Raw genomic sequence first — 11,688 nt, forward strand, 5'->3', positions numbered from 1 at the left:
CCGCGACGGTATTCTGCACCTGCGACATTAGGGGGGAAATTTTCAGATGACAATAAACGAGGTTGACGCAGGCGAGAAACAGACCCGGCTGGAGGCGAACCTCGCCCGCGTCGAGGCGCTTTCCCAGCGGCTGGTGGCCGCCCTGACAAAACGTCACCCGACCCCCGTCGCGCTGAACGGCCCCGATGCCTCGCTCTATACCAAGGCGGCACAGTCCTACTGGCAGGAATGGGTCAACAACCCCGCCAAGCTGATCGAGCAGCAGGTCAGCTACTGGGGCAAGACCGTCACCCATTTCGTCGAGGCGCAGCAGGCGCTGGCGCAGGGCAAGCTACAGGCGCCCCCGAATCCCGGCCCCACCGACAAGCGCTTCAGGAACCCGGCTTGGGACACCCATCCCTGGTTCAACTACGTCAAGCAGCAGTACCTGATCAACGCCGAGAGCATTCACAACGCCATCGAGGCGCTGGACGAGATGGATGCCAAGGAAAAGCGCCGCCTGCGCTATTTCTCGCAGCAGATCGTCGACATGCTGGCGCCGACCAATTTCCTTGCCACCAACCCCGACGCGCTGTTGAAGGCGGTCGAGACCGAGGGCGAAAGCCTTGTGCGCGGGCTGGAAAACCTCGTCAGCGACCTAGAGGCCAACAATGGCGAGCTGATCGTGCGGCTGGTGGACGAAAGCGCCTTCGAGGTCGGCGAGAACATCGCCACCGCGAAAGGCGAGGTCGTCTACCGCAACCGGATGTTGGAGATCATCCAGTACAGCCCCACGACCGAGCAGGTCCACGAGGTGCCGATTGTCCTGTTTCCGCCCTGGATCAACAAGTTCTACATCCTCGACCTGAAGCCGCAGAACAGCCTGATCCGCTGGGTCGTGGATCAGGGCTATACCCTTTTTGTCGTCAGCTGGATCAACCCCGATCCGACCTATCGCGACGTGGGGCTGGAAACCTATGTCGAAGAGGGCTTTCTGAAGACCATCGCGGTCGCCAAGGAGATCTGCGGCGTCGAGAAGGTCAACGCGGTAGGCTATTGCATCGCCGGGACCACGCTTGCCGTGACGCTGGCGCTGATGAAGAAGCGCGGCGATGCCTCCGTGCGCTCGGCCACCTTCTTCACCGCGCTCACGGATTTCAGCGATCAGGGCGAGTTCACCCCCTTCCTGCAGGACGATTTCGCCGATGCCATCGAAGAGGAGATCGAGCAGAGAGGCGTGCTGCCCTCCTTCATCATGGCGCGGACCTTTTCCTTCCTGCGCTCCAACGATCTGATCTACGGCCCGGCGATCCGCAGCTACATGATGGGAGAGACGCCGCCCGCCTTCGACCTGCTGTACTGGAACGGCGACGGGGCGAACCTGCCGGGGCGGATGTTCCGCCAGTACCTGCGCGGGCTGTGCCAGCGCAACGAGTTCGCCGAGGGCCGGTTCGACTTCATGGGCGAGACCCTGTCGGTCAAGGACGTCGAGGTACCGCTGATGTCGATCGCCACCGAAAGCGACCACATCGCGCGGGCGGCGGATGTCTACCGGGGCGTGCAGATGATGGGCGCGAAACAGAAGCAGTTCGTGCTGGGCCAGTCCGGCCATATCGCGGGCATCGTCAACCCGCCGGGGCGGGACAAGTACGGCCATTACATCAACACCGACCTGCAGGCCGGTTTCGAGGACTGGAAAGCCGGTGCCGAACAGCACGCGGGATCCTGGTGGCCGCATTGGGAGGCCTGGCTGCGCCGGCGGTCCGGCAAGAAGGTTCCTGCCCGGACACCGGGTGATTCGAGCTATGAACCGTTGACCCCCGCCCCCGGAACTTACGTTAGGGCAAAGGCCGCCAAGCAAATTCAGTAGCTTGCGCGATTGATGCTGCACCGCAGAAAAAATTCTTGAAATGCCGCAATGCAGCATCCATATTCGTGTCAGCCGATCACGAACCGGGGTGGGCCCGGGCCGGCGAACACGAGATATGAAGGACCAGTAGCAATGGCACAGACCCAAGACTTCACCGCGATGCTGAAAGATGTCATGGGCGCGTTCCCCGTGGACACCAAGGCCATGGAAGATGCGTTCAAGACCACCGCGACGATGAACGAGAAGCTGACCGCAGTGGCTCTGGAAGCCGCCGGCAAGTCGACCGAGCTGTCCGCCGCATGGACCAAGGACACGCTGTCCAAGCTGTCCGAAATGTCGAAAGCCAAGGCAGAGCCGGCAGACTACGCCAAGGCGATGACCGATTTCGCTTCGGCCCAGGCCGAAACCGCCGCTGAGCACATGGCCGCCTTCGCCGAGATCGCGAAGAAGGTCCAGATGGACACCGTCGAACTGATGATGGCCGCTGGCAAGGACTTCTCGGAAGATGCGACCGCAGCCGTGAAAAAGGCGACCGACGACATGACCGCGACCGCCAAGAAGGCAACTGCCGCGGCCAAGTGATCTGCCTTTCACGGTAGAGACGGACTTTGCGCCCTCTCCTCCCAACAGGCGCAAAATCCCGGGGGGCGGGTTCTTCGGAACCCGTCCCTTTTTTGTTGTTGAAGAGGCGCGCGACCCGGCCATAGTGGCGGCATGAAGGTTGCCGCCCTGACCATGGTCTACCGCGATTACTGGGCCCTCGCCCACTGGTACGCGCATCACGCGGCGCAGCTGGGCGCCGAAAGCCTCTACGTGGTGGCCCATGGCCCCGACCCCCGCATTGCCCGGATCTGCCCCGGCGCCTCGGTCATCACCGTGCCGCGCGACGACCTGCAGGCCTTCGACCGGCGGCGCGGCGAGATGCTGAACGCCTTTCAGGCGGGCCTGCACCGGATGTACGACTGGGTGATCCGCACCGATGCGGACGAGCTGCTGCTGTGGGATCCTGCGCGATACGGCGGCCTGAAAGAGGCCTTGGCGGCGCAGGAGGCCGCGCCGGTGGTGACGGCGCTCGGTTTCGACCTGGTGGCGCAGGACGGCGACCCCGACAGCGGCAGACTGTTCGCGCGGCGGCGCAACCTGTGCTTCTCGGGGCATTATTCAAAGGCGGTGGCGGCGCGGCGCCCGGTGGGCTTTGTCCTGCACGGCACGCAGGTCGCGGCGCGACGGCTGCAAGGCTTCCCCTTCACCATGCCGCGCGGGCTTTACCTTGCGCATCTGAAGTACGCCGACCCCGAGGCCCTGAGGCGGGCCGTCGCGGTGCGCATGGCGGTGGCGGGCGGATCGGAGGGCGGCTTGCCCGGCGCAGGCTGGCGGGCGGCGGATGCGGATGCGGCGCGCTTCCTGTCGGACTTCGCCGAAAAGCCTGTGAAACCCTGGGAAAAGGCCGAGGCCCGGGCCTGGGAGACCCTGAGCGTCAAACCCGCGCGGCTGGAGAAATACGCGGTCGTGAAGACCCGGGCGCTGAAGTTCCCGCACCGCACCGTTCTGCCGGAGCGCTTCGCCGGGCTCTGTCCGCTGGTGGCGTGATCCGGCGGGGCGCGCCTGCGGCGCGCGCGCGATGCCTCGTTCCGGCGCCTGCGGCTTGGTCCTCGGGGTGGCGCGGGGTCGCACGGCCCGGGTCTTTGGCGGGGTTGGTGCCCGTCGCCGCGGCGGATGCCTCCGGCGGGGATATTTGGGGACAGAAGAAGAGCGGGGGGCCAGAAGACCGGAGCCTCGGCTCTGGGGCCTTCTGGGGATGCGCGCGACCGGAGCGGGGCCGGACGCGCGCGCAGGCGTCAGATGATGGTCGCCTCGGTGGCGGCGCGGATTTCGTCCTCGGTCACGCCCTCGGCGCATTCGACGATCTTCAATCCGCCCTCGACCACATCGAGCACACCGAGATTGGTGATGATGCGGTCGACCACGCCCTTGCCGGTCAGCGGCAGGGTACATTCCTTCAGCAGCTTGGATTCGCCGGCCTTGTTCTGATGATCCATGACCACCACGACCTTCTCGACGCCGGCCACCAGGTCCATGGCGCCGCCCATGCCCTTGACCAGCTTGCCCGGGATCATCCAGTTCGCGAGGTCGCCGTTCTCGGCCACTTCCATGGCGCCGAGGATCGCCGCGGCGATCTTGCCGCCGCGGATCATGCCGAAGGACATGGCGCTGTCGAAGTAGCTGGTGCGGTTCAGCTCGGTGATGGTCTGCTTGCCCGCGTTGATCAGGTCGGGGTCTTCCTCACCCTCGTAGGGGAAGGGGCCCATGCCCAGCATGCCGTTTTCCGACTGCAGCGTGATGTCCTTGTCGCCAACGTAGTTGGCCACCAGCGTCGGGATGCCGATGCCGAGGTTCACATACATGCCGTCTTCGAGTTCTTCCGCCGCGCGCGCGGCCATCTGGTTGCGATCCCAAGGCATTACGCTTCCTCCCGCTTGCGCGTCGTGCGCTGTTCGATCCGTTTCTCGTGCTGCCCCTGGATGATCCGGTGCACGTAGATGCCCGGCAGGTGGATGTGGTCGGGATCCAGCGCGCCGCGTTCGACGATCTCCTCGACCTCGACCACGCAGATCTTGCCGCACATGGCGGCCGGCGGGTTGAAGTTGCGGGCGGTCTTGCGGAACACGAGGTTGCCGGTGTCATCGGCCTTCCAGGCCTTGACGATGGAGAGGTCGGCAAAGATCCCCTCTTCGAGGATGTAGTGTTCCCCGTTGAAGACCTTGACCTCTTTGCCCTCGCCGATCTGGGTGCCGTAGCCGGTCTTGGTGTAGAAGCCCGGGATGCCGCAGCCGCCGGCGCGCATGCGTTCGGCCAGCGTGCCCTGCGGGTTGAATTCCAGCTCGAGCTCGCCGCCGAGGTACTGGCGCATGAACTCCTTGTTCTCGCCCACGTAGGAGGACATCATCTTCTTGATCTGGCGCGTATCCAGCAGCTTGCCGAGGCCGAAGCCGTCGACGCCGGCATTGTTGGACGCGACCGTCAGATCCTTGACGCCGCTCTCGACGATGGCATCGATCAGCAGTTCCGGAATGCCGCAGAGGCCGAAGCCCCCCGCGGCAATCAGCATGCCGTCGTGCAGAAGTCCGTCCAGCGCTTCTGACGCCGAACCGTAGACCTTTTTCATGGGAGCTCCCCCTCTTTCTTGACTGCCGGATATGTCGCCGCTCTGCAGCGAAGAGTCAACGCGGGCGGCGGGGGTACACCGCCCGCGTCGCGGGTCAGGCCGCGCCCTCGATCACGCCACAGGCGACACGCCCCCCGGCCCCGCCGATGGGCTGGCTGAGGTGGTCGTCGGCGCTTTCGTGGATGATGAAGCTGCTGCCGTCGGCATCCAGCAACCCTTCGACGGTAACCATGGTGGTATAGGCCTCCATCTCGCCGATGCCGTCCTCGGACACGAAGAGGTTGGGCAGATCGCCCGGTTCCGGCCCGTCCATGTTCAGCAGCCCGTGGCCGCCGTCTTCCTTGCCGACATGCCCGGTGGCCGAATCGAAGCCGCCCTCGTGTTTGCACTCGCCGACCGCATGCAGGTGCAGCCCGTGTGCGCCGGGGGTCAGCCCCTCGACCCGCAGGTGGATCAGGACGCCTGCCGGGCCCTGGGTCAGACTGGCCTCGCCAAGCGCTTCGCCGTCGGCGCCGACAAGCGCGGCCTGTGCGGTGGGTGCGGCCTTGTCCTGTGCGAGGGCGCCGGTGGCCAGCAGGGCGGCGGCGGCGGTGGTCAGGATGATACGATTCATGGGATCTCCTCTCTGGCCCGGGGTGCCCGGGCGCGCTGAGGGATCAACGCGCCCGGACGGCATCCGTTGCAGAGGGGTCCCGCAGGGTCAGATCAGGCGGACCTGCGTGCCGATCGGCGTGATCTCGTAAAGCTCGGCAACCTTCTCATTGTAGAGGCCGATGCAGCCATCCGACGAGGGGCGCCCGATCTTGCGGGTGTCGTGGGTGCCGTGGATCAGGTAGGCGGGCCAGTCGAAATACAGGGCATGGGTGCCCAGCGGGTTGTCGGGGGCGCCGCCCGCCACCGGGCGCCAGTCGGGGAAGCGTTCCATCTGGCTGGCGGTGGGGGTCCAGGAGGGGCCGACCTTCTTGCGCACGATCTTGGTGTAGCCGCGCTTGGTCAGTTCCTCGGACTTCGGCACCGAGGTCGGGTAGATGCGGTAATCCTCGCCATCCGCGGCCCAGTAGTGCAGCGCGCGGCTGGTGGTATCGCAGACGATCGCCCCCTTGCCCAGCGTGTCGAAATGGTCGCGCCAGTCCTGCGCCAGGAAGGACGAGGTATTGCGCCGCACGGGCGCGTCCTGCGCGCGGGCAGTGGCAGGCACGATCAGCGCGGCAGAGCCTGCGACCAGCAGGCCGCGGCGGGTAAGCCCCTTGTAGGACATTGGATTTCCTTTCCAGTCAGCGTGTTTGAGCGGAAGATGGATGCGGTCTGCATCAATTGGAAATCACACATCCTTGATCGTGAATATCAGTGCCGGAAAGCCACAGGCGGGGGGCTGTCGACCCCCGCCTGTCGGCTGATCACTCGGCCTTCTTGGCCGCCGGTTTCCTGGCCGCCGTCTTCTTCGCCGCCGGCTTCTTGGCGGCGGGTTTCTTGGCGGCTGCCTTCTTCGGCGCGGCCTTCTTCTTGCCGCCCTTCGAGGCCTTGGCCGCGATCAGCTCCAGCGCCTGCGCCATGGTCAGGTCGGCGGGTTCCACGTCCTTGGGCAGGGTCGCGTTGACCTTCTCCCACTTGACGTAGGGCCCAAAGCGCCCCTCCATCACGGCAATCTTGCCGCCGTCCGGGTGGTCGCCCATCTCGCGCAGCGCCTTGGCCGCCTGCCGCCCGCGCCCGGGGTTCGCGCGTTTCTCGGCCAGGAGTTCGACCGCGTGGTTCATGCCGATCTCGAAGACATCCTCGAAGTTCTTCAGGTTGACGTAGACCGGCTTCGGCTCGTCCGGCATCTGGTGCATGATATACGGCCCGAAGCGTCCGAGGTTCGAGACGATCTCGCCGCCGTCCGGGTGCATGCCGATGGGGCGCGGCAGGGTCAGCAGCGTCAGCGCCTTCTCCAGCGTCATATCCGCCGGATCCCAGCCGGGCAGATAGGCGCCGCCCTTCTTGGGCAGGCTCGCACGCGGCGGCTTCTTGTTCTCGGGCGTGGGTTCGCCGCGCTGGACGTAAGGCCCGAAGCGCCCGGCCTTCAGCCAGATCTCGTCGCCCGCATCCTCGCCCAGCAGCTTTTCCTCGCCGTCCGCGCCCTCACCCGCGATGGGGCGGGTATAGGTGCATTCGGGGTAGTTGCCGCAGCCGACGAAACCGCCGGTGCGCGAGGTCTTCAGGTGCAGACGCCCCTGCCCGCACTTGGGGCAGATGCGCGGATCGGACCCGTCGTCGCGCGGCGGGTAAAGCTGCGGCGCAAGCGCATCGTCCAGCACGTCCAGCACCTCGGCAATGCGCAGGTCGGAGGTCTCGGCGATGGCGGCAGAGAAATCGCGCCAGAACTTCGCCAGCAGGTCCTTGTAGTCGAAGGCCCCGGCGGACACCTGATCCAGCTCGTCCTCCAGCCCGGCGGTGAAATCGTATTCCACGTAGCGCTTGAAGAAGTTCAGCAGGAAGATCGTGACGATGCGGCCCTTGTCCTCGGGGAACAGGCGGTTCTGTTCCTTGCGGACGTATTCGCGGTCCTGGATCGTCGTGATCACAGAGGCATAGGTCGAGGGACGCCCGATGCCCAGCTCTTCCATGCGCTTGACCAGCGTCGCCTCGGTGTAGCGCGGCGGCGGCTGGGTGAAGCTTTGCAGGGCCAGCGTCGCGCCGTCGCCGGACAGCACGGCACCGGGGTGGCGTTGCATCCCCTGCCCGCTGTCGACCACGTCGTCGGTCTTTTCCGCCGCCTTGTCGAAGTTTTCCTGCAACGCGCCCTTGGCGAAACCGGCGGGTTCGCCCTGCATGATCTGCGGCAGGCGCTTGTCGTCATCCTCGACAGGCTCGTCGCGGCCTTCCTCGTAGACCCGCAGGAAGCCGTCGAACAGAACCACCTGACCGGTCGCGCGCAGGCCGACCTGCCGGTCCTCGCTGGCGATCTCGACCGTGGTGCGCTCCAGCCGCGCCGCCTCCATCTGGCAAGCCAGCGTGCGCTTCCAGATCAGGTCATACAGCCTGCGCTGGTCGGCGTCCTTCAGCTTCAGCGCCTCGGCGTCCTTGGTCATGTCGGTCGGACGGATACACTCGTGCGCCTCTTGCGCGTTCTTCGCCTTGTTCTTGTAGATGCGCGGGCTGCCGGGGACGTATTTCTCGCCGAAGCGGTCCTTGATCGCCTCGCGCGCCTGCGCCACGGCCTCGGGCGCCATGTCGATGCCGTCGGTCCGCATGTAGGTGATGTGCCCGGCCTCATAAAGCCGCTGCGCCGTCGACATGCAGACCTTGGCGCCCATGCCGAACTTGCGGCTGGCCTCCTGCTGCAGGGTCGAGGTCATGAAGGGGGCCGAGGGGTTGCGCGAGGCGGGCTTGGCCTCGACGCCGGTCACCGTCAGCGCGCGTTTCGCCACGGCATCGACGGCCATCTCGGCCTGCGTGGCATCGGCAAGGTCGAAGCGGTCCAGCTTGGACCCCTTGTAGGACACCAGCCGCGCCTCGTAATTCTGGCCGCGCGGCGTCGTCAGCTGCGCGCGCACCTGCCAGTATTCGCGCGGCTTGAAGGCCTCGATCTCCATCTCGCGCTCGACGATCAGCCGCAGGCAGACCGACTGCACCCGACCGGCAGAGCGCGCGCCGGGCAGCTTGCGCCACAGCACCGGGGACAGGTTGAAACCCACCAGGTAATCCAGCGCGCGGCGTGCCAGATAGGCCTCGACCAGCGGCGCGTCGATGTCGCGCGGGTTGGCCATGGCCTCGGTCACGGCGGCCTTGGTGATGGCATTGAATGTGACGCGCTTGACGTCCGTGGTCTTCTTGATCGACCGGCGCTTGGTCAGCGCCTCCTTCAGGTGCCAAGAGATCGCCTCGCCCTCGCGGTCGGGGTCGGTCGCAAGGATCAATGCGTCGTCGGTCTTCAGCGCCTCGGCAATGGCGGCGACGTGCTTGCGGGAATCGTTGGCGATCTCCCAGGTCATCTCGAAATCATGCTCGGGATCGACCGACCCGTTCTTCGCCGGCAGGTCGCGGACATGCCCGTAGGACGCGAGAACCGTGTAATCGGAACCGAGATACTTGTTGATGGTCTTGGCCTTGGCCGGAGATTCGACAACGACGACGGGCATCGGGTACTGCTCCCTTTATCTCTTGGGTCAAATGCCTTTGACGGGGCGGGATATGGCGGCGCAAGATGCAGGGTGCAAGGGGCAATCGTCAAGGCGGGCGTCCATGCCGCGCCCGGCAAAGACCCGGTCGCGGCCCCGGATGCCGCACCAGGAAGCCGCGCGCAACGCCCGTCCTTGCCCGCGTTTCGCGCCCCTTCCCGCGGCCCTCGACGCTGGGGAAACCCTCTCCCCCGGCAGCCCGGACCGCGCGGCCCCGATGGACACGGTCCGGCCCCACGCAGGGTCGGCGCATCGCGGATCTTCTGCCCCTGCGCCCGCGGAGCGGCGGCGCGGCTGCCTCTGCCGCGCCTCCCCCGCTGCGCCCCGACGGACCACAGATCGACCTGGCGACGAACCCGGTCCGCGACCGGTCCCGGGACGATCCCTTCCCATGGGACAGGGGGCGATGCAGGGGCATACCGGCAATCGGGCCGGACCCGGATCGCCGCCGTCAGGCACATGGGCCAACGGATGCCTGAAGGCCGCCCCCGGTTCTCTGCCCGCTCCGGCAAATCCCGCTGCCGGAGTTCTGCGGCCCCCGACCGGGCCGGCCTTCCGCGCCCCGGCCCAGAAAAAGGCCCCGGACCCTTGCGCCTCAGGCCCCGCCGACTGCCCGCCCGCCGGTCGCGCAACACGGGCGGCGCGCGCGATCCTGTGCTTCTTCTTGGTCCAAATACCTTCTTCTCTTGGCCACGGATTCTCTTGGCCACGGACGCCGCCGGTCCTAGCGGGGCACCAGCGCCAGCATCCCGCCCGGCTGGCGCTGCACCCGTCCTTCCAGTTCCAGATCGGTCAGCGCCGGGCTGACCGCCTTCGCCGCGGCGCCAAGGTCGCGGATCAGCTGGTCCTCCGAGACCGGCGACGGACCCAGCCGGTCGAGGATCTGCTGGTGCAGCGCCGCCGCCTGCTGCAGCGTGCGCCGGTCCTTCGGCGGCTCGGGCGGCACCTCAAGCGGCACCGCCCCCTGCCCCGGCGGCTCTGGCGGGGGCGGCAGCTGCTCGATGATATCCTCGGCGCTGCGCACCAGTTTCGCGCCGTCGCGGATCAGGATGTTGCAGCCGCCCGCGCGCCCGTCCAGCGGATGACCCGGAACCGCCATGACCTCGCGCCCCTGGTCCAGCGCGTTGCGGGCGGTGATCAGGCTGCCGGACTTGGCCGCCGCCTCGACCACCACGACGCCCGAAGCCATGCCGGAAATGATCCTGTTGCGCACCGGGAAATGCCGCGCCACGGGCTGAATGCGCATCGGCTGTTCCGACAGCCGCAGCCCGTCCTTCGCCACGATCTCGTCCGACAGGCGCGCGTTCTCCGCAGGGTAGACCACGTCGACGCCACCGGCCAGCACCGCAACCGTCCCGCCCTCCAGCGCCGCGCCATGGGCCGCCGCGTCGATCCCCCGGGCCAGTCCCGAGACAACGACATAGCCCGCCGCGCCCAGGTCCCCGGCCAGGCTGCGCGCCATCCGCAGCCCCAGCGACGAGGCATTGCGCGCGCCCACCACCGCCACCATCGGTTTCGACAGCACCTCCGCGCTGCCGATCGCCCAAAGCAGCGGCGGCGCGTCGGGCAGCGCGGCCAGCGCCCGGGGATAGGCCCCGTCGCCCCGGCAGATCATCCGCGCCCCGGCCATCCGTGCCGCCTTCATCTCTGCCAGCACGACACCCTCGGGGCACGGGCTATAGCCCTCGACCCCGGCGGCGCGGGCCACCTCGGGCAGCGCCTCCAGCGAGCGCTGCGCCGTGCCGTGATCCGCCATCAACTTCCAGAAGGTCGTCGGCCCCACCCGACGAGAGCGCAAGAGACGGAGCCAGGCCACGCGATCGTCTTCCGTGGTGGGTGGGAGTGGGGGGTGAGTGGAAGAGTAATCCTCGTCGCGCATCCCTGTCCCCGTCATCTTGCAGGCATAGCTCTAGCGCGCATTTGGTTAATCAATGGTAAACGCCGGCGAGAATGTTCAAGACAAACGGACAGGCGACTGATTTTTCGAAATATTCAATGACGCGAGATCAGCCGCGCGACGCGGGCGGCGCGGCCTTGCCCGGTGCTTTCGCCCTGCGCGGCCCGGGCAGGCTCCAAAGAACGGCCCAGCACAGCCAGCACTGCAGCGCGATGGCCAGCGCGAGGCGCGGCAGCGCCGAGGGCGCCTCTGTGGTCAGGTCGCCATGCAGGGCCCAATGGACCACCGGAAGCCCGATCAGCAGCCCCGCGGCCATGATCGACGCCAGCCCCGCCCAGCCCCGCGCCAGAAGCGCAAGCGCCGCAGCCCAGAGCAGCGGCATCAGGAAGAAGCCGACGAGGGGCGCGCCGACAAGCGCGGAGAGCACGAACAGGATCTCGTAGCGCAGGCCCCGGCTGCCCAGCAGCCCGGGCGGTCCGGCCAGGGACAACAGCGCCCAGGAGAGCAGCGCGGGCAGCAGCAGCCCCGCCGCCACCGCCAGCAGGGGCCGCAGGAACCCGGCCCCGCGCACCCCAAGGACCGGGCTGCGCCAGCCCAATGGCCGCGCGGGCGGCACGGG

The 11,688-nt window shown here is 67.2% G+C and carries 10 protein-coding genes; 3 read left to right on the plus strand and 7 right to left on the minus strand.

Going from position 1 to position 11,688, the window contains the following annotated elements; all coding sequences use genetic code 11:
* Window positions 1-46 precede the first annotated feature (46 nt).
* The 3 genes from ACN5KJ_RS18145 to ACN5KJ_RS18155 all read left to right on the plus strand — a co-directional run bounded on the left by ACN5KJ_RS18145 (window position 47) and on the right by ACN5KJ_RS18155 (window position 3,439).
* The gene (locus tag ACN5KJ_RS18145) at window positions 47-1,849 is read left to right on the plus strand and encodes a PHA/PHB synthase family protein (RefSeq protein ID WP_418595324.1); all 1,803 of its coding nucleotides are present in this window, start codon (window positions 47-49) and stop codon (window positions 1,847-1,849) included.
* 132 nt (window positions 1,850-1,981) lie between these two features.
* A complete protein-coding gene (locus ACN5KJ_RS18150) occupies window positions 1,982-2,431 on the plus strand; it encodes a phasin, PhaP (RefSeq protein ID WP_347167012.1) in 450 nt (149 codons plus the stop codon).
* A 132-nt stretch (window positions 2,432-2,563) separates the two neighbouring features.
* A complete protein-coding gene (locus tag ACN5KJ_RS18155) occupies window positions 2,564-3,439 on the plus strand; it encodes a glycosyltransferase family 2 protein (protein WP_418595326.1) in 876 nt (291 codons plus the stop codon).
* 248 nt (window positions 3,440-3,687) lie between these two features.
* Here the strand turns inward: ACN5KJ_RS18155 and ACN5KJ_RS18160 are convergent, their stop codons facing one another.
* The 7 genes from ACN5KJ_RS18160 to ACN5KJ_RS18190 form a co-directional block, all read right to left on the minus strand.
* Complete coding sequence (locus tag ACN5KJ_RS18160; protein ID WP_418595328.1) at window positions 3,688-4,311, minus strand: 3-oxoacid CoA-transferase subunit B; 624 nt, start codon at window positions 4,309-4,311, stop codon at window positions 3,688-3,690.
* Complete coding sequence (locus ACN5KJ_RS18165; protein WP_347167010.1) at window positions 4,311-5,015, minus strand: CoA transferase subunit A; 705 nt, start codon at window positions 5,013-5,015, stop codon at window positions 4,311-4,313. Before ACN5KJ_RS18165 ends, ACN5KJ_RS18160 begins: the two co-directional genes overlap by 1 nt.
* 94 nt (window positions 5,016-5,109) lie before the next feature.
* The gene (locus tag ACN5KJ_RS18170; RefSeq protein WP_418595330.1) at window positions 5,110-5,628 is read right to left on the minus strand and encodes a superoxide dismutase family protein; all 519 of its coding nucleotides are present in this window, start codon (window positions 5,626-5,628) and stop codon (window positions 5,110-5,112) included.
* Between the two features lie 87 nt (window positions 5,629-5,715).
* The gene (locus tag ACN5KJ_RS18175; RefSeq protein ID WP_418595332.1) at window positions 5,716-6,273 is read right to left on the minus strand and encodes a L,D-transpeptidase; all 558 of its coding nucleotides are present in this window, start codon (window positions 6,271-6,273) and stop codon (window positions 5,716-5,718) included.
* Between the two features lie 139 nt (window positions 6,274-6,412).
* Complete coding sequence (gene topA / locus ACN5KJ_RS18180; RefSeq protein WP_418595334.1) at window positions 6,413-9,133, minus strand: type I DNA topoisomerase; 2,721 nt, start codon at window positions 9,131-9,133, stop codon at window positions 6,413-6,415.
* A gap of 763 nt (window positions 9,134-9,896) precedes the next feature.
* Complete coding sequence (gene dprA / locus ACN5KJ_RS18185; RefSeq protein ID WP_418595336.1) at window positions 9,897-11,051, minus strand: DNA-processing protein DprA; 1,155 nt, start codon at window positions 11,049-11,051, stop codon at window positions 9,897-9,899.
* Between the two features lie 127 nt (window positions 11,052-11,178).
* Window positions 11,179-11,685, minus strand: a complete 507-nt coding sequence (locus ACN5KJ_RS18190) for a hypothetical protein (RefSeq protein ID WP_418595338.1) — start codon at window positions 11,683-11,685, stop codon at window positions 11,179-11,181.
* Window positions 11,686-11,688 lie beyond the last annotated feature (3 nt).

The sequence above is a fragment of the Ponticoccus sp. (in: a-proteobacteria) genome, assembly GCF_048381735.1.